Source organism: Paracidobacterium acidisoli (assembly GCF_003428625.2).
Classification (GTDB): domain Bacteria; phylum Acidobacteriota; class Terriglobia; order Terriglobales; family Acidobacteriaceae; genus Paracidobacterium; species Paracidobacterium acidisoli.
In genome coordinates this window covers 55,018-73,182 of sequence record NZ_QVQT02000003.1, presented here as the reverse complement: position 1 = coordinate 73,182, position 18,165 = coordinate 55,018, and the positions used below count along the sequence as shown (strand labels likewise).

Below are 18,165 nucleotides of genomic sequence, written 5' to 3'. Positions count from 1 at the left end.
GATGCCCATATTCTGTATCCCATCCATGTACCATAACCACAAGCCATGCCATCCCAGGACGCATCCCATCCCACCCGCGCCGATTTTCTGAAACTCGCTCGCACTCATACGCTCGTTCCGCTCTGCCGCATCCTCCCCGCCGATCTTGAGACTCCCGTTTCCGCCTTTCTCCGCCTCGCCGGCGACGAGCCCGAGTGCTTCCTGCTCGAATCGGTCGAGGGAGGCGAACAGCTTGGCCGCTATACCTTCATCGGCATTCGTCCCTATCGCAGAATCCTGTCTCGCGGAAAAACGATCGAAATTACGGAAAAAGGAAGAAAAAAGACCATAGAAGGTGACGTCTTCCATCTTCTCCGCGACGCGCTCGCAGGACACACCCCCGCCCGTCTTCCCGGTCTGCCGCCCTTTACCGCCGGAGCCGTCGGATTCCTGACTTATGACGCAGTCCGCCGCATCGAGCGTCTGCCCGAGCTCACTCGGGACGATCTGCATATGCCCGACGCCTGCCTGATGTTCTTTGACGAGGTCCTTGCCTTTGACCACGTCAAAAAAGAGATCCTGCTCATCGTGACCGCCGATGTGCGCCGCCAGTCTCCGCTGGCGGCATACGCCGATGCGCAAAAACGCCTTGGCCGCCTCGAAAAGCGCCTCGCGCGGCCTCTGCCGAAGCTCAGACAGAAGAAGGTCTCCGGCAGGCTGAAGGTTGAGCCGCAGATGAAGAAAAGGAGCTTCCTGAAAGCAGTCGAAGAGGCAAAGGAATATATCGCCGCGGGAGACATCTTCCAGGTGGTTCTCTCCCAGCGCTTCGACGTTCGCCCTGAGGTCGATCCCTTTTCCGTCTATCGAGCCCTGCGCACCGTCAACCCGTCGCCCTATATGTATTTCCTGCGCTTCCAGGACTCTGCCCCTGTTTCCAGGTCCGGGAAGTCCCGTTCCGCAAAGCCGCCGACACATATCGTCGGCTCATCGCCTGAACTTCTCGTGCGCATCCAGAAGCAGAGCGACGGCAGCAAAGTCGAATATCGCCCCATCGCCGGAACGCGTCCCCGTGGCGCTACCGAAGAGGCAGACCGCGCCATCGCCGACGATCTTCTGCACGATGAAAAAGAGCGGGCCGAGCATGTGATGCTCGTCGATCTGGGGCGCAACGATGTCGGCCGCGTCAGCGATTATGGCTCCGTTCAGGTCAAAGACCTCATGTTCGTCGAGCGCTACTCCCACGTCATGCATCTCGTCAGCTCCATTGAAGGAAAGCTCCGTTCCGACCTCACCGCCATCGACGCCCTGCGCTCCTGTTTTCCTGCCGGAACCCTCAGTGGCGCCCCCAAAATTCGCGCCATGGAGATCATCGAAGAGCTCGAATCCACGCGCCGCGGCATCTACGGCGGCTCCGTCCTCTACGCCGATTTCTCCGGCAATCTCACCTCCTGCATCGCCATCCGCACCCTGCTCATGCAGGGCGCGCAGGGACACTTCCAGGCAGGCGCCGGCATCGTCGCCGATTCTGTTCCTGAAAAGGAGTTCGAGGAGAGTGTGAACAAAGCGAAAGCCATTGTTCGTGCCATCGAACGAGCGCGCGGAAACTGATGATTTTTAACCAGCCTGAATCGACAGTTCCGAATCGGCAGGCCTATAGTGGGTTCGCTCCCGCGGGTGCGCAGTCGCTCCCCGGGCCGGGCCAGGCTGTGAGGAGTTTCACCAACATTTCATCTGCCTCCAGGATCTGACCCGCGCCCGCTCTGCCATCGTGGGCCCAGCGGTTCAACAGGTCCCCCCGGAGGTCCACGATATGTTCCTCGTGAAGCGCCGTCCTGTGGTCCGAGCCTTCGCTCTGGCCGTCGCCCTCACCACCACCCTTTGCGCGAAATCCTTTGCTGCTCCCGACTGGACGCCTATCCAGACAGCCCTTCAGGCCAATGGCGTTGAGCTTCCCGGTAATGTGCTGCGTTTCGAGCTCTCCCGTCAGGATCTTCCCGTCACCGCCAATGGCCAGACTCTGGCCATCGGCGAAATCGCCGCTGTCGCCAATGGCTTCGTGGCCTTCAAACCCATCTTCGGGCACGACTTTTTCGTCGATGGAGCACTTCCCGCGCAGGAAACCGAACTGGGTGCGCTGCAGACCGCGCTCCGGAAAGACTCGCGGATTCATATCACTGCCGTCATCAACCACTCCATCGGCGAAACACCGAAGCTTATCTGGGTCCACTTTGAGGCACTCGGATCGGGAGCCGATCTCGCAACATCTCTGGCCACTGCGCTTAAGGTTATCCATAGCCCCCAGATCGGCAATCATTATGCCATCGGGACGAACAGCATCATCGATCCCAGCCAGCTTCCCGCTCCCTTCCAGAAGCTCTTTAACGAAGGCACCGTCGAACAGTTCAACGGCATCTTCGTCTTCTATCTTCCCCGGCCGAACGAGCAACGTCTCTTTGTGGATGGGGTACGAGGAGAAAGCGGGCTCGGCGTCGGTCACAGCTTCTATATTCAGTTCTCCTTCTCCGGAGGCACGACCGCTACACTGAATGTCGAGCTTGCCCTTCGCTCCGGTGAAATCCAGGCCGTCGAAGACATCCTGCGCGCCGGTGGATTCACCATCTCCTCGGCAAGCAATCACTTCGTGAACGACACGCCGCACCTCTACTTCGTTCACGCCACTGCCACCGGTGACGGATTCACGCTTGGCACCGCTCTTGTGGACGCCATCGACACCATCCGCTCCGCTAATCGGGACCACCGCTTCGACTTTTAATCTATCCAAATGATCAAGGCCCGCTCCGCATCCGTGTGAACGGGCCTTTTCCTTTCCTTTTGTCCTGATTTCAGATTGCTAACTTCAATTCTGTGAATCGAATCTGCGCCTCACCGCACCTTTCCTCTCAAAATTGCGTTCTAACTGTATGGAAGGAATTTTGCGAAGATGCGTTCTCTCTTTTTCTCGCTCCTTGCTTCTGCCGCTGTGGCCTGCCCCATTGCGCTCCCGCCGGCTGCCGCTGCGCAGCAGCTCGCTCCTCAGGCTGCTCCACTGTCCGCCGGTTCTGCGCATTTCACCATCGTGCAGGATAAAAAGACTGTAGGATCAGCCGATTACACCATTGCCGCCGATCCCGGAGGCTATCTCATCAGTTCCAGGGGTGAGACGCAGAAGTACCACTACACCTTCAATAACGCCAACAAGCTCGACCCGTCATTGAACGTCGTTCACGATCAGCTTAGCGGCGATGTCAAAGGCAGCAGCGTAACCTTTACCATGGCCTCTGATTCCACCGGCCGCTCGTTCCAGGTCAATATTGCCGCCAGCGGCAAAAACACGCAGACCACCTTTGACCGTCACCAACGCACCGTGCTGCTTGCCGATCTCGATCCCGCTGCATACGTCGAAATGGCTCACTTCGCCCTGCAGCATCCGCCCACTGCCTGGATCGTCATCCCCAAGGGTGAGGGCGTCCTGGTGCCCGCCGATTACGAGCCGCAGCCCGATGCCGAAGGCTCATGGAACGGCCGCACTGCCACAGTTCACCACACCAGCGTCATCGTAAACGCGCAGAACGGCATCACTGTTGAGCTCTATTACACCGACAGCGGAGATCTTCTTGAAGCTGACCTGCCCGAACAGAACTTCTGGATCATTCGTGACGGTTTTGACCTGCACAACCGCCCGAAGTATCAGCCACCGCACAGCTCCACACCGCCACCGGATCAGCAGAACCAGCAAAGCCAGCCGCAGGGAGCCTCACCGCAATATCAGGCGCCGCAGGGCGGTTACCCACAGCTGCAGCGACAGTAAGCCGGCAGAAGAGCGGGTAGCTATAAACCGGGTAGCAGAGAGACGGGTAGCGAAAAACGAGGCAGTTACACGGTTCTTAACGACTCCTGGCTGTCCGCTTCTTAGCTATCCGGACTTTAGCTGACCGGCTTTTAGCTGCCGACTTTATCAGCTATCCGCTTCACCAGCTCAATTCCTTCTTCGCGGGTGGTGATGCGTCCTTCGAGCTGCGCGTCTTCGGCTGCCTGCAGCATGGCTTTGAAGGCCGGTCCGGGCTTGTATCCGGCGTCGATAAGGTCACGCCCCGTCACCAGCAGCGCGGGGCGTACCTGGTCCTGCGGCATCGATTCGTACCGCTGCTTTGCGTAGTCGTAGAGGCGCAGGTCATTGATGCTCGACAGCGCGTCCATGCGGTGCAGCGCGAGGTGCTCGGGGAAGCGCGGCAGCCGGAAGAAGCGCTTGAGCGTCGATTCCTTCATCTTCTCGATGTCGCCGAAGCGCATGTGGTTTTCAACCAGGCTGACAATCTGCGCCTGATCGTCGCTCGAAAAGCGCAGGCGGCGGCAGATGTCTTCGGCGATGCGCATACCGACCTCGACATGGCCGTTGAAGCGGATGCGGTCGGGCGGCGCGTGCGAGAAAGTCGCAGGCTTGCCGATATCGTGCAGCAGGGCGCCCCAGGCGAGGGTTGCGGGGCAGCCTGGCTCCAGCTTTTCGAGCAGCATGAGGGTGTGAATCCAGACGTCGCCCTCGGGGTGGTACTCCGGCGGCTGAGCGACGCCGTGCAGGCGGTCGATTTCGGGCAGGATTTGTTTCAGGAGACCGGTGCGGTCGAGCAGCTCGAAGGCGCGGCGGGCGTGGCCCTCGGTGAGCATGCGGGTGAGCTCGTCGCGGACGCGCTCGGCACTAACCTGAGCGATTCCGGAGGCCAGCTCGCGCATGGCCGCTTCGGTCTCCGGCTCAATTTCATAGCCCAGTCGCGCAGCGAAGCGAACCGCTCGCAGCATCCGCAGCTTGTCTTCTTCAAAGCGTCTGCCGGGATCGCCAATAGCTCGCACCAGACGAGCCTTCAGATCGGCCTGTCCACCGACAAAATCCAGCACCGCTGCCCGCAGATCGCCTGTCTCCTTCCACCGCAGCGGATCGAGCAGCATGCCGTTGATGGTGAAGTCGCGGCGCTGCACATCTTCCTCAGGGCTTTGCGAAAAGCGCACCTCGGCGGGGTGACGGCCGTCGAGATACACACCGTCATTGCGGAAGGTCGCGACCTCGGTGACGCGCTCCTGTCCCTCCGAGCCGTCGGCGGCGACCAGCACCACACCGAAGTGCGCTCCGACGGAGAAGGTGCGGGGAAACATCTGCAGCACCACATCGGGCAGAGCATCGGTCGCGACGTCGAAATCTTTCGGCGCGAGGCCGAGCAGCAGATCGCGCACGCATCCCCCGGCGAAGAAGGCTTCATACCCTTCCGCTCGCAGCCGCTCGACGATCTGTTCTGCCGCGATTTGCGCCTTACCGTTCATCTGTCTTTACTCTTGCGCAATCCACGTACAGCATTGAAGAATAGCCTCACAGCAATAAATCCTGAGAAAGCAGCAATCAAATATATAAATGGCGCATGCTGATCATAGCCAATCGTAGCCAGCCCCAGTCCGCACAGCAGAAACATAAAGCCGAAAACAGCGATCCCGATTCGCTGAACCAGCGGAGCATTTTCATCCCCCTTCCATAGAAGCTTATCGACGCCACGGTTGTTTCTATGTGCATCCTCCCAAAGGATGTTGCTCTGTTTTGTCTCCAGCTCCCCAATATATGCCTGCAAATAGTCTTTCTCTTCTGAGATGTTCTCCGGCTGATCGCGTTCCATCTGTCACCACCGTTTGCATTCTCTAGCTTTACGATAGAGATATGCCTTTGGAAACTAACACAGGCGGTCTCATCCTCGGCATCGAGAGCTCCTGTGACGAGACCGCTGCCGCCGTCGTCCTCTGCGGCTCCGAAACCCTCTCGAATGTCGTTGCCTCCCAGATCGCCATCCATTCTCCTTACGGGGGAGTCGTTCCGGAGCTTGCTTCACGAGAGCACCTGCGCAATATCCTGCCCGTGGTTCGCGCCGCGCTTCGCGAGGCCGGAGCCACATACAACGACCTTGACGCCATCGCCGTGACCGAAGGCCCCGGCCTCGCCGGCGCTCTGCTCGTCGGCATTACCTTTGCCAAATCGCTCGCCTTTGCCCTGAACAAGCCTCTGATTGCCGTAAATCACCTGGAAGGACACATTCACGCCGTCCTGCTCGAACAAAAAATGCTGGAGGAGCAGGAAAAGCGCAAGGATAACGAATTGTCATCCCCGGCTGACAGGTCTTCGTCCGCGGGGTGGGAAGCGGAGGGACCTGCGTTATGCCTGGTCGTCTCCGGCGGCCACACCCATCTTTATCTTTACCGCCAGTTTGAAGGAGCCGGAGGCCCGTCCACCCCTGCGGCCAGCAAAAACGTAGGCCGCACCGTCGATGACGCAGCCGGAGAAGCCTTCGACAAGGTTGCCAAACTCCTCGGCCTCGGCTACCCCGGAGGTCCCTGGATCGACGCTCTGGCCCCTCACGGCAATCCACACGCCGTCCCGTTCTCCTTCGCCCAGATCAAGGCCAAGGTTCATCGCAAAAACGATCCCAACGCCCTCGACCCCTCGCGGATGACCTATTTCTCCTTCAGTGGTATCAAGACAGCTGTCCTGCGCCATACTCAGGTCCACGAGATGGCTGCCGGTATCGAAGCTCGCCGTGCCGCCCTCGCTGTCATCTCCGACCCAAAGCCTTCGGACGCACTTCCCCTCTGCGATCAGTCCACCCTCGACCTGGTCGCGTCCTTCCAGCGAGCCGTTGTCGACGACCTGCGCCGCAAAACCTTCCGCGCCGCCGAAGCCTTTGGAGCCGCCACCGTTCTCGTCTCCGGTGGAGTCGCCGCCAATCGAGAGCTGCGCGTCCGCTTCACCGCCGAGGCCGCCGAGCGCGGTCTCCCCATTGCCTTCCCGTCACTGACCCTCTCCACGGACAATGCCGCCATGATCGCTGCCGCCGCCTGGCCAAAACTCGTCGCCCGTGACTTCGCCCCCGAAACCCTCACCGCCGTCCCTTCCCTGGCGCTTGGTCGCGGCTGAGGCAATTGCCTGTCTCCTGTTCCCGAAGAGCTTCCGCCGAGTTCGCGATTCTTTTCACTGGGACTAACGACTGAGAACCGGAGACTATCACCACCCGGCTGATAGAATCACCACGAGACCGCTCAGGAAACGAACCCGCCGTACGAATGACCATCCGACTCTTCAATACCCTCTCCGGACAAGTCGAAGAACTCAGCCCGTCCGACGGTAAAGCCTTTCGCATGTATGCCTGCGGGCCGACGGTTTACGACTACGGCCACATCGGCAACTTCCGCACCTTCCTTCAGGTCGATGTGCTGCGCCGCTTCCTTCGTCTCAATGGTCTTGAAACGCGCCACGTCATGAACGTCACCGACGTGGATGACAAGATCATTCGCAACGCTGCGGCCGCTGGTCTGCCCATCGGCGAATATACGAAGAAATACGAAAAGGCCTTTTTTGAAGACCTCGACGCTCTTTCCGTCGAGCACCCCGAGATTGTCGCCCGCGCCACCGAGCACATCCCTTCGATGGTGAAGCTGATCCAGCGCCTTGCCTCTGAAGACATCGCCTACAGAACCGATGACGGCTCCTGGTACTTCCGCATCGCAAAGTTCCCGCAGTACGGCAAGCTCTCGAAGAAGGATTTCACCGGCATCACCGACGGCGCCCGCGTGGATGTCGACGAGTATGACAAGGACTCTGCCCGCGACTTCGCCCTCTGGAAAGCTCCCAAACCCGGCGAGTATCACTGGGAGACCGAGCTCGGTCCCGGCCGCCCCGGCTGGCACATTGAGTGCTCGGCCATGGCCATGAACTATCTGGGCGACGCCTTCGACCTCCATGCCGGCGGCGAAGACCTCATGTTCCCGCACCACGAGAACGAGATCGCTCAGTCGGAGTCAGCCTCGCACTGCACCTTCTCCCGCCACTGGTTCCACATTCGTTTCCTGCTGGTCGAAGGCCGCAAGATGTCGAAATCCGAGGGCAACTTCTACACCCTCCGCGACCTGCTCCTCAAGGGCTACAAAGCCTCGGCCATCCGCCTCCTGCTTATCTCGGTGCCATACCGCCAGCAGCTCAACTTCACCTTCGAAGGCCTGAACGCCGAAACCGGAGCCGTCGAGCGCCTGCGCAGCTTCCGTGAGCGCATCCGCGCTGCGGCAACCGTTCCCGGTCTCAACGCCAGCCTCGCCGCCGAGGCCGCCCGCGCCAAAGAAGGCTTCCACGCAGCTCTCGCCAATGATCTCAACACCGCCGAAGCCCGCGCCGCGATCTTTGAACTGGTGCGCGCAGGCAACGCCGCCGCTGCCGCCGGAACCCTCGGGGCCGAAAATGTTCCGGAGATTCTCGCCGTTCTGGCTGATTTCGACGCCGTCTTTGCGGTCCTCGATGACCATGACCCCGAATGGACCCGCTTCGCCCTCGACTGGGCCGAAAAAGAAGGCCGCCTCGATCAGGCTTCACCGGAGATCCGTGCCCAGCTCGCTCTTACCGATGAGCAGATTCAGGCACTTGTCGACGAGCGTACTCAGGCCAAGCGCACCCGCAACTTCGCTCGCGCCGATCAGATCCGCAATGACCTCGCCTCCAAAGGCATCCTGATCGAAGACTCCAAAGACGGCGTACGCTGGAAGAGAAAGTAACGCCGCAACATTCACGCGCACATAGAAAAACCCCATGCCCGTCGGCCGGACATGGGGCTCACAGATTAAAAGAGACGATACGTGTTGCCTGACCTCACTTCGCCCAGGCAAGACCATCCGAGCCGCGGCCCGCATCGATCGTCTGCGTCACCTTCCAGTCCGTCAGATCGATCGCCGCCACCTGGCCGGCTCCGGAGCAGGAGACATACGCTACCTTGTCATCCGGCCGCACCAGAATCTCCTGCGGCGCCTTAGGCACATCGATGCTCCGCACCACCTGCATCGTGTTCAGATCCACAACCGCAACCTGGTTCGTATGCGGTACGGCAACCAGCAGCCACCGTCCATCGAGCGTCGACGCCGTCCCGTAGCCTTTTCCTGGCAGCGGAACCCACTTCGTCACTTTGTTCGTCACCGTATCGATCACCGCAAGCTGCGGCTTCGTCTGGTCGGAAGTGAACACCCACTTGTCATTCGGCGAAATCGAGATCCGCTGTGTGTTCGCAGAGATCGGAATCACCGTAATCAGCTTCCGGTGCACCATATCCAGCACCGAGACTGTTCCAGGTCCCACATTCGCCGTATAGCCAAGCCGTCCGTCATGCGACAACGCCAGCATATGGGACTCCGGCTGCCCGGTCGGAACCTGCCCCACAATCTTCATTGTCTTTGGATTAATCACGGTCACGGCCTTGTCCAGCTCCGTCGTCACATAGAGCAGATCCCGCTTCCGGTCGAATACCGGATCGTGCGGCCGCACACCATGGCCCCAGTCCACATGGCCAATGATCTTCCGCGACGCCAGATCAACGACGATCATCTCGTGTCCGTCGATCCCAGCATGCCCAACACCGGTGCTGCCGTAAATCGGCATCCACGCTGTTTTACCGTCCGAGGAAGCGGCGACCTCGTGCACATGCACGTCCGTCACTCCCTCATCCACCGTCGCAACCTGTTTGCCCGTTGCAGGATCGACAATGCTCATATCCTTGTCGCCCTGATTGATCACCAGCAGTGACTGCGCCCCGGCACTCAGCGCAGCCAGCGCCACTCCGACACCACATAAAAGAACGTGAGAAAAAACGGTTTTCTTCATAGCCCGAAAAGTGTACCGCATCCCATACAGACATCGCTTCAGGCTCTTTCGCCGATCCTCGCCTCCAATCTCAGGCTCCCGCCTTCCAAATCCTTCCCGCCGCATGCTATCCTCAAGGCGAGAGCAGGAGCAGCGTGCATCACACAGCCGCCATTCCGTACCCGGTCGTCTTCAGCCGCAAAAGCTGGAGCCGCACCTTTGTGCGCGCCATCGCTCCCCGGCGTTATTTCCGCGTTCTGCCTTCCCGGACGCGACCTAGCCTCTTCGGCAGCGCGTAGTCACCGCTGCCTGCGCCGTGTCGAAATGCAGATCTGGCCCAATCGCTCCAGCTTTGCCGCCATCGCCGCCAGCGCACCCGAAGATGACCTCATCTGCACCCTGACCGTAACCCGGTCGAATCCCCTGGCCCAAACCAATGCCCTAGTGAGGAAGCTATGCAGAGCAAGACCGTCAGTACCGAAATCCTTGCCCAGTACGGACCGAAGCTGGTCACCACTCTTCCAGGCCCCAATGCCCGTCGCATCGTGGAAGACGATGACCGCCTCATCTCGCCGAGCTATACCCGTTCGTATCCCATGGTGGCAAAGCGCGGCCGCGGCATCCGTGTCGAAGACGTCGATGGCAATGAGTTCCTCGACTTTGCCGCCGGCATCGCCGTCAACTCCACCGGGCACTGCCACCCTGAGGTCGTGAAAGCCATTCAGAACCAGGCCGCCGAGCTCATCCATATCTCCGGCACCGATTTCTACTATGAGGCCCTCGTCAGCCTCGCCGATCGCCTCTCCTCCATCGCGCCTATGCCTGGCCCCCATCGCTTTTATTACGGCAACTCCGGAGCCGAGGCCATCGAGTGCGCTCTTAAAATTGCTCGTTACCATACTGGCCGTCAGAACATCATTGCCTTCTTCGGCGCCTTCCACGGCCGCACCATGGGCGCGCTCTCGCTGACCGCGTCGAAGCCTCAGCAGCGCCGTCGCTTCGCCCCACTCGTTCCGGGCGTCACGCACGTCCGCTATCCCTATGCCTATCGCGGCTGCTCGGGCGGCCCGCAGGAAGAGGAGGCCTTCGCTCTGGGCTGCGCTCGGTACATTGAAGAAAAGCTCTTCAAAACGACGCTTCCTCCTGAGGAAGTCGCTGCTATCTTCGTCGAGCCCATTCAGGGCGAAGGCGGGTACGTCGTCGCGCCGACCATCTTTATGCAGGAGCTGCGCCGCATCTGCGATAAATACGGCATTCTGCTGGTTGTCGATGAGGTGCAGTCCGGAGCCGGACGCACCGGTAAATGGTGGGCCGTCGAGCACGCCGGCGTGGAGCCCGACATCGTCTGCATCGCCAAAGGCATTGCCTCCGGCATGCCTCTCGGCATCTGCATGACCCGCGCCGAGATCATGGACTGGAAACCCGGCTCCCACGCCTCCACCTTCGGAGGAAACCCGCTCTGCATCGCAGCGGCCCACGCCACGCTCGATGTCCTCGAGCGCGAAGGCATGGCGAATGCGAAACACCGTGGAGAACAGGCGCTCTCTCGCCTGCGTGACTGGCCGGCAGAACACTCCATCGTCGGCGAAGTCCGGGGACGCGGCCTCATGATCGGCATCGAGATCGTGAAGGATCAGAAATCTCGTGAAGTAGCTCCCGCACTCCGCGACCGCATCGTCGATCTCGCCTTTGAACGCGGCCTGCTCATCCTCGGCTGTGGCGAAACCAGCATTCGCCTCGCTCCGCCTCTCATCCTCAATGAGCATGAGATGACGATCGCGCTTGATATTCTCGAAGCCTCGATCGAGCAGACGGAGCAGGAGCACGCCAGTGCTTCCTCACTGGCCTCTGCCTCCGTTTAACCGGAAAATTCCTACCTCACCGCCCCCCGTGTACGCATCAGCGAACATGGGGGGGCGGCTTTCTGCCGCTGTTCTCAATGTCCGTTCTAATCTCTGTCTTCTGTCTTTTGCCTGCGCGCCTGTCTGCGAAAAAACATACCTGCCGCCAGAAATACCGCAGAAACCGCGGCATCCAGCAGCCCGATCGTCAGTGAGCCGCGGTGAAGCCCGAACGCGGCGTCGAAGAACCATACAGCCGCCCCGGCAAACCATATCCAATACAGATTCCGGCTCACTCTGTTCTGGGATGCATTCTGCCTCATCGCAATTTTTCCACCGCCCGCCGTCTGACAGACATTTTCGCCTCAGAGGCTGCGGCCGCACAACAGACACTCCCCGGCATCTGATCAGGCCAGACCAAACCCGTCTTTGTCTATGGAGGCGGTGTCGACCGGACCCTCATCCCTCATCTCGGCCTGCGCTTCCAGTACCGCGGTGATCTTTACCACGCGCCCGATTTTTTGAAAATCGCCAACGATACACACGAGGCCACTCAGGCCGCTCAGTCCATGATCGGCACATACTTCAGCTTCTGATACTGCGGTTATCTGCGACCCTCAAAGAGCGTCCGGATATCGGCTTTCCGATTTTTGCGGTTTTCCTGCCACACCAGAAGCCGGTATCGCAGATAAAACGCTGCACACAGTGCAGCAATGGCTATGCCATATTCCAGAATCTTTTGCACAAAACAACGTAGCACGCGGCTTTACCGCAACCACGGTGCCTGTGCTATCCTCCCTTCTCCTGAAGGCCCGTACCTTTCGCTTTCGCGAAATTTTCGCGCCGGACAGGCCACCACATGGGGTGTGGACCGCACCGCCGCTTCTCACCTGAGACGCCTCACGCGACGCCTTCACGACTTCCCTGTGTCCGGCATTCTGCGATACTGCTTCCCTCCTTTATTCCCCTTCGCCACGTAACGCATTTCACGCTCATCCTCACATGGAGGAGCGACTTCATCCCCCTCGGAGTTCTTTATGAAAAGCTATCCAGGAAGTGAAATCCGCAACGTAGCTGTAGCCGGGCATGCGCACAGCGGCAAGACCACGCTCGTCTCCGCTCTGCTGCATGCCGCGAAAATGACTCCTGTTCTCGGCCGCGTCGAAGACGGCAGCGCCATTACCGCCTACGATGAAGAAGACGTCGCCCGTCGCACCACCATGCAGAACGCCGTCGCCTTCGCCGAATGGAACGGCGTCAAGGTCAACCTCGTCGACACTCCCGGCTTCCACATGTTCGTGCATGAAGCGCGCAGCGCTATGCTCCCCGTTGAAGCCGCCCTCATCGTCATTCATGCCGTCAACGGCGTCGAAGCCATGACCACCCGCGTCTGGCAATACGCTGCCGAATTCAATCTTCCGCGCGTCGTCGTCCTCAATCAGATGGACCATCCCCGAGCCGCCTCTACCGCCAACTCCACACTGCAGGCGCTGCACGATCGCTTCGGCCGCAATCTCATTCCGATCCAGTTGCCCATTCACAGTGATCGCGGTTTCGAAGGTGTCGTCGATCTCGTCACCATGGAAGCCTTCTATTACACGCCCGGCGGCGATGGTCATGGAAAAATCGGTGAGATTCCACCCGGCCTCGCCGGCGCCGCGCAGCAGGCGCACGAGACCCTCGTTGAGCTCGTCGCCGAAGGTAAAGATGAGCTCATGGAAGAGTTCTTCCGCGAAGGCACCATCCCCGAGCAGCACCTCATCAGTGCTCTGCATGAAGCTATTCGTGAGGACCGCATCTTTCCTGTCCTCTACACCAGCGGCCTGGCCGGTATCGCCACCGATCATCTGCTCGACTTCCTCAAGGTCTACGCACCCGCGCCCATCGAGCGTGAACCCGTAGCTGCACGCGCCGTGCTGCAGACCGTCGCCGCCAATGGCAATGGAGCCGCCGTCATGGCCACGCCCGCCGAGGTTGATTCGGAAGATCAGCCCGAGATCGTTCTCCGCAAGGTAGACGATGCCGAACCCCTCTCTCTCTTCGTCTTCAAGACCATGACCGATCCCTTCGCCGGCCGCATCAGTTTCTTCCGGGTCTTCTCCGGCTGCCTGCGTAATGACGCCACGGTGCAGAACTACTCACGCAAGGGCGCCGAGAAGTTCTCTCATCTCTCCATCATGCAGGGCCACACCGCCGTCCCTGTCAGCGAGCTCCACGCCGGCGACCTCGGAGCCGTCGCCAAGCTCCGCGAAACCTTTACCTGCGACACACTCGGTGACAAAGGCCACGAGATATTCTTCGAGCCTGTCTGTGTTCCCGAACCAGCCATGACCTGGGCCATCGAGCCCAAAACCCGTGCCGATGAGGATAAGCTCGCCCCTGCCGTGCACAAGCTTATGGAAGAAGATCTGCTCGTCCGCTTCTACCGCGATCCGCAGACCAATGAATTCCTCATTGCAGGTGCCGGTCAGCCGCACATCGAATCACTCGTCAGCAAGCTGCGCCGCCGCTACCACACGGAGGTCACGCTCAAGTCGCCCAAAGTCCCCTATCGAGAAACCATTCGCGGGCGCGCCGACGCGCAGGGCCGGCACAAGAAACAGACCGGTGGCCACGGTCAGTACGGCGACTGCAAAATCAAGATGGAACCGTTGCCTCGCGGTGGCGGCTTCGAATTCGTCAACGACATCTTCGGCGGAGCTATCCCGCGTCAGTACGTTCCCGCCGTCGAAAAAGGCATTCAGGAATCTGCTGCGCGTGGATACCTCGCCGGCTATCCCGTCGTCGACTTCAAGGTCACCGTTTATGACGGCAGTTATCACGATGTTGATTCAAATGAATTGTCGTTCAAGATGGCCGGCCGCATCGCCTTTCGCAAATGCATGGAGCAGGCAAAGCCCACCCTCCTCGAACCCATCATGCGCGTCGAGATCGAAGGCCCCGAAGAGTTCGCCGGAGCCCTCATGGGCGATCTCAACCAGCGTCGCGGCCGCGTCCAGGGGATGGAAAGTACCGGCGCATCCACTCTCATCCGTGCTGAAGTTCCTATGGCCGAAATGCTCTCCTACGGTCAGAGCCTCACCGCTCTTACCCAGGGCCGTGGCAGCTTTCACATGGAGATGGATCACTACGACGTCGTCCCACCGCCCATCGCCGAAAAAATCGTCGCCAGCGCAAAGAAGCCCACCGGTGACGAAGACGAAGAATAGCTCTCACCTGTATACGGATGCGGTGTCCCTGTCTCGTGCTCGCTTTGAGCGTGAGACAGGGCACCAGCAACTTTAGACGTCAGCCTTTGCTCCGTATTCTTTCAACATCACATCGGCGTCGTCATAGCCGCAGGGAATCTCGATGCCCTGCGTCGAGGCTCCCGCCTCCAGCAACAGACGCACCAGCTCCGGCGAGCGCCTCTCCTTCCAGTGTGAAGCGACACTGCCGCGTATCGCCAGTTGCAGTGGCGTACGCCCGTTGCCATCGGACACATTCACCGGTGCTCCGCGCTCCAGTAAAAACGCGACCATCGCATGCTGCAGCCGCCACGCGGCCACATGCAGCGGTGTACTGTCCTTCGGAATCTCGAAATAAGGATCGCCCGGATACAGCGCCGTCACCGGCACTCCCAGACCAAGCAAAGCGCGCACACCGTCTATGTTTCCGTTTCCGGCGAACTCTCCTGGCAGCGTTGCGCCCTCTGTCAGCAGGGTCCGCAACGCTTCCGGTTCACTCGCCGCAATTCGCCGGACTTCCTCATCGTCGCCCTTTGCACATGCTGCGATCAGCCGCTCCACACCCTGCAGTGCGGGAAGCAGGCCACGCCGCTCCAGTGACCGCAATACGTCTCGACGTCCACACCGTATCGCAATCGAAACCCCGCTTCGCCCGTCCCCTCTGTTCGGGATGGAAGGATCGGCGCCATGGTCCAGCAGCAGATCCACCATTGCGATCCCGTTATCGCGCCGCAGGGACTGATGCAGCGTAGTAAAGCGTCCAGCGAACAACCCATTTGGATTGGCTCCATGCTCCAGCAGATACTTCATGCCGTCATAATCATGCCAGTCCGCCTTGCGCAGCAGCAGCGTCGTCAGGCTCGTCTCATTCAGTCTTCCGCTCTCGACAAGAATCTCTGCAATGCGATTGTCATACGTCTCCGCCACGTGATACGGAGTCTCCTCGTCATTCGGGTCCGCACCGCGCTCTATCAATAGCCGCGTCAGCTCCACATGCTGGGCAATGCCCGCCACGCCATAAAGCACGCTCTCGAACGTCTGCCTTGGATTTGGATGATCGATCCACTCCACCCACCCCGTCTTCGAGCTCGCACCTGCGTCCAGCAGCATCCGCGCCGTTCTCACAAACGCCTCCGAGCGTGTTTTGTCGAGCCGCAGATACCGCGAAAAGCAGAGGTGCGTCAGCGCATCCCATCCGTGCGGGCCGCCTTTTGCGATCGCCAGCCCACTGTCGCGCTGCAGAAAATCCCGCACGGAGCCCTCATCCGCCAGGACGGCAGCCGCAAAGATATTCGCTGTCGTTACCGCGGGATATCGTGTCCGAATCGCTTCCGCATCCTCCACTGTGCCCGATCCATGCCATCCATGCCGCGGCACACACGCCATTTCCAGAAATGCCAACTCCGGATCGCTCAGCTCTTCCACCATGCGAATCCGCTCAAGCATCTCGACATGCTTTGCGAACTTCGGCCAGCTATCGAATCCATGCTCGCGAGCCAGCACCAGTTGCGCATCGGTTCGGCTCACCTGTGAACCATTGAGGTTTTTCTGTGAATGAAAACGTGGATGATGCCTTCGCACGCGCTCCAGCGCTGCGGGAAGGTTCTGCGCACACTCCCGCACCAGATCGCGAGCCTGCTTTTTGTATTGTTCAAGGTTGGGACGGAGGGGTAATTCCCTGTCAGACATACGAAGCTCCTTTCGTGTGAAACGCCTGGCAGTCCGCACCGGTCAGGCAGGAAAGAAGATTCGTCAGATTGTCGAAAAATCAAAGGTGGGCACGGCCCTTTCCGCGGACTGGAAGCGCCCTTCGCGCTGAGGGTGAGCTTAATCCGGCATGCAGGGTAAGTCAAACGAAGGGATTCCATCCTTCGCAGAATCCGTTGACCGTCCCTGCTTTCGCATAAACGGGCGCGGCCTTCACGGCTGCGGAATCCGCTTCTCTGACGTAAATGGCGATGCCGGCAGTCCTGCTCCGTTGAAGAGGTTCACCACCGGCGCATTCTGCCATCCGTAGCGCACATATTCCGGCTCCGGTACGGCAGCATTCGACGCCACTATGCTATCGCCGTCAATATGCGCAGTGGCTGTTACAAATTTGTGATCTGCTCCGGCTACTTCAAACCCGGTCGGTTCACCGCCCTTCGCGGTCAATCCACTCACCGCATGATCAAACCACACCCGCATTGCCGTGCCGTCCACAGTCGCCTTCCGGAACGCCGGCCCTGAGTACTCCACCTTTTCGCCATACGACAGCGCCCTCGCCGCCAGAGCCAGCCTCGCGCCCACATCCTGCTTATCGGCTGGGTGAACGTTATCCGGATTCCCGATATCGATCGTCACCGCCATCGCAGTATTGGCGACACCCAGCGTCCGTCGCTGCGCCTCGCGCACGACCGCCCAGTCTTCATGCGGTGTGGACCTGAAGCTCGAAATCTGCACATAAAGAAACGGGAAGTCTCCTTGGCGCCACTGTTCGCGCCAGTCCCGGATAAGTGCCGGAAACACCCGCTCATACATTGCCGCCCGGTCCAGCGCGCTGTTTGTCTCCCCCTGATACCAGATCACACCGCGAATGGGAAAATTCACCACCGGTGCCACCATTCCGTTGTACAGCGCGGCCGGAGCCCACGACGCAGGGTTCGGATGCCACGGGTGCCACGGCGCACTCGTGCCCGTCGCCTTCGCCTGCGCTTCCTCCCGCTTCTCCTTCGCAACAATGCGCGGCATATCCGGCTGCTGGTCTGTCATTGTCGCCCAGGTCGCAAACACCGGCATCAGGGAGGCGTCAGCCGACAATCCCTCGAGGCTTATCCAGGCCTCGGCCGGCGTACCGCCCCACGTCGAATCGATCAGCCCTACCGTCACATGTTCCTTCTCTGCGATATCACGCCCAAAGAAATACGCTGCGGCCGAGAAAGTTGCCGCGGTCTGCGGAGTACAGTCCGTCCACGTCGTATCGATGTCATCCACACGATATTCCGACGCCTTTTCGTGAATATGCAACAGACGCAGTTGCGGTTGATTCGCGTGCGCAATCTCTTCCGCTGAATTCTGCAGCTCCGCGCTTCCTGGAAATCCAATCAGCGGCAGCTCCATATTGGACTGCCCGGAAGCGAACCACACATCGCCGATCATCACATCGTCCAGCGTGATGGTATTTGTGCCTGCTACGGTTACCTGATAAGGTCCGCCCGCCTGCTCTGGCGCAAGCCACACGCTCCACTTACCCAGATCATCGGCCCTCGTCGTCTGCTTCGTGCCGTTCAGGGCCGCCGTCACCTGCTCGCCCGGATCAGCCCATCCCCACAAATGAATCGGCCGATCGCGCTGCAGCACCATGTGACTGCTCAGAATCCTCGGCAGTGTCACTTCGGCACGCGCATATAATGCACCGGCAGATAAGGCAATGGCGATCGCAGCGGAAAGGCATACTCTTTTCACGGAGGCAGCTCCTGCAAAGAATTTGAAGTCG

General features: G+C 59.9%; 13 protein-coding genes. 8 read left to right on the top strand and 5 right to left on the bottom strand.

Translation table 11 applies throughout. The features are described 5' to 3' along the window. Positions 1-45 precede the first annotated feature (45 nt). The 3 genes from trpE to D0Y96_RS07760 all read left to right on the top strand — a co-directional run bounded on the left by trpE (position 46) and on the right by D0Y96_RS07760 (position 3,787). A complete protein-coding gene (gene trpE / locus D0Y96_RS07770) occupies positions 46-1,587 on the top strand; it encodes an anthranilate synthase component I (protein WP_117298823.1) in 1,542 nt (513 codons plus the stop codon). A 202-nt stretch (positions 1,588-1,789) separates the two neighbouring features. Continuing rightward, positions 1,790-2,752, top strand: coding sequence for a DUF1259 domain-containing protein (locus D0Y96_RS07765; protein WP_117298822.1), 963 nt, complete (start codon positions 1,790-1,792; stop codon positions 2,750-2,752). A 168-nt stretch (positions 2,753-2,920) separates the two neighbouring features. After that, positions 2,921-3,787 carry a hypothetical protein gene (locus D0Y96_RS07760; RefSeq protein WP_117298821.1) on the top strand — a complete coding sequence of 289 codons (867 nt, stop codon included), beginning with the start codon at positions 2,921-2,923 and terminating at the stop codon, positions 3,785-3,787. A 131-nt stretch (positions 3,788-3,918) separates the two neighbouring features. Here the strand turns inward: D0Y96_RS07760 and D0Y96_RS07755 are convergent, their stop codons facing one another. Together D0Y96_RS07755 and D0Y96_RS07750 are read right to left on the bottom strand one after the other, a co-directional pair. After that, a complete protein-coding gene (locus tag D0Y96_RS07755; protein ID WP_117298820.1) occupies positions 3,919-5,289 on the bottom strand; it encodes a CCA tRNA nucleotidyltransferase in 1,371 nt (456 codons plus the stop codon). Then, positions 5,286-5,633 carry a hypothetical protein gene (locus tag D0Y96_RS07750; RefSeq protein ID WP_117298819.1) on the bottom strand — a complete coding sequence of 116 codons (348 nt, stop codon included), beginning with the start codon at positions 5,631-5,633 and terminating at the stop codon, positions 5,286-5,288. Before D0Y96_RS07750 ends, D0Y96_RS07755 begins: the two co-directional genes overlap by 4 nt. 47 nt (positions 5,634-5,680) lie before the next feature. Between D0Y96_RS07750 and tsaD the strand changes: the two genes are divergently transcribed. Both tsaD and cysS read left to right on the top strand, forming a co-directional pair. Further along, a complete protein-coding gene (gene tsaD / locus D0Y96_RS07745; RefSeq protein ID WP_434090774.1) occupies positions 5,681-6,922 on the top strand; it encodes a tRNA (adenosine(37)-N6)-threonylcarbamoyltransferase complex transferase subunit TsaD in 1,242 nt (413 codons plus the stop codon). A gap of 146 nt (positions 6,923-7,068) precedes the next feature. Then, on the top strand, positions 7,069-8,547 hold the full coding sequence (gene cysS / locus D0Y96_RS07740) for a cysteine--tRNA ligase (protein ID WP_117298817.1): 1,479 nt from the start codon (positions 7,069-7,071) through the stop codon (positions 8,545-8,547). Positions 8,548-8,641: 94 nt separating this feature from the next. On the opposite strand, the gene D0Y96_RS07735 is transcribed toward cysS, so the two are convergent. After that, positions 8,642-9,643, bottom strand: coding sequence for a cytochrome D1 domain-containing protein (locus D0Y96_RS07735; RefSeq protein WP_117298816.1), 1,002 nt, complete (start codon positions 9,641-9,643; stop codon positions 8,642-8,644). 134 nt (positions 9,644-9,777) lie between these two features. On the opposite strand from D0Y96_RS07735, the gene D0Y96_RS07730 reads away from it, so the two are divergent. The 3 genes from D0Y96_RS07730 to D0Y96_RS07720 all read left to right on the top strand — a co-directional run bounded on the left by D0Y96_RS07730 (position 9,778) and on the right by D0Y96_RS07720 (position 14,672). Beyond that, positions 9,778-9,921, top strand: coding sequence for a hypothetical protein (locus tag D0Y96_RS07730; RefSeq protein WP_158562305.1), 144 nt, complete (start codon positions 9,778-9,780; stop codon positions 9,919-9,921). A 156-nt stretch (positions 9,922-10,077) separates the two neighbouring features. Next, positions 10,078-11,484, top strand: coding sequence for an acetyl ornithine aminotransferase family protein (locus D0Y96_RS07725; protein WP_117298815.1), 1,407 nt, complete (start codon positions 10,078-10,080; stop codon positions 11,482-11,484). A gap of 1,016 nt (positions 11,485-12,500) precedes the next feature. Continuing rightward, complete coding sequence (locus tag D0Y96_RS07720) at positions 12,501-14,672, top strand: elongation factor G (protein WP_117298813.1); 2,172 nt, start codon at positions 12,501-12,503, stop codon at positions 14,670-14,672. Positions 14,673-14,744: 72 nt separating this feature from the next. Here D0Y96_RS07720 and D0Y96_RS07715 read toward each other — a convergent pair whose 3' ends face one another. Together D0Y96_RS07715 and D0Y96_RS07710 are read right to left on the bottom strand one after the other, a co-directional pair. Continuing rightward, complete coding sequence (locus D0Y96_RS07715) at positions 14,745-16,379, bottom strand: ankyrin repeat domain-containing protein (RefSeq protein ID WP_199480213.1); 1,635 nt, start codon at positions 16,377-16,379, stop codon at positions 14,745-14,747. 231 nt (positions 16,380-16,610) lie between these two features. Continuing rightward, a complete protein-coding gene (locus tag D0Y96_RS07710; protein ID WP_117298812.1) occupies positions 16,611-18,032 on the bottom strand; it encodes a sialate O-acetylesterase in 1,422 nt (473 codons plus the stop codon). Positions 18,033-18,165 lie beyond the last annotated feature (133 nt).

Coding starts and splice junctions, on each gene's coding strand:
- trpE (WP_117298823.1), top strand. CDS start 46: ATGCCATCCCAGGACGCATCCCATCCCACCCGCGCCGATTTTCTGAAA.
- D0Y96_RS07765 (WP_117298822.1), top strand. CDS start 1,790: ATGTTCCTCGTGAAGCGCCGTCCTGTGGTCCGAGCCTTCGCTCTGGCC.
- D0Y96_RS07760 (WP_117298821.1), top strand. CDS start 2,921: ATGCGTTCTCTCTTTTTCTCGCTCCTTGCTTCTGCCGCTGTGGCCTGC.
- D0Y96_RS07755 (WP_117298820.1), bottom strand. CDS start 5,289: ATGAACGGTAAGGCGCAAATCGCGGCAGAACAGATCGTCGAGCGGCTG.
- D0Y96_RS07750 (WP_117298819.1), bottom strand. CDS start 5,633: ATGGAACGCGATCAGCCGGAGAACATCTCAGAAGAGAAAGACTATTTG.
- cysS (WP_117298817.1), top strand. CDS start 7,069: ATGACCATCCGACTCTTCAATACCCTCTCCGGACAAGTCGAAGAACTC.
- D0Y96_RS07735 (WP_117298816.1), bottom strand. CDS start 9,643: ATGAAGAAAACCGTTTTTTCTCACGTTCTTTTATGTGGTGTCGGAGTG.
- D0Y96_RS07725 (WP_117298815.1), top strand. CDS start 10,078: ATGCAGAGCAAGACCGTCAGTACCGAAATCCTTGCCCAGTACGGACCG.
- D0Y96_RS07720 (WP_117298813.1), top strand. CDS start 12,501: ATGAAAAGCTATCCAGGAAGTGAAATCCGCAACGTAGCTGTAGCCGGG.
- D0Y96_RS07715 (WP_199480213.1), bottom strand. CDS start 16,379: ATGTCTGACAGGGAATTACCCCTCCGTCCCAACCTTGAACAATACAAA.
- D0Y96_RS07710 (WP_117298812.1), bottom strand. CDS start 18,032: ATGGTGCTGCAGCGCGATCGGCCGATTCATTTGTGGGGATGGGCTGAT.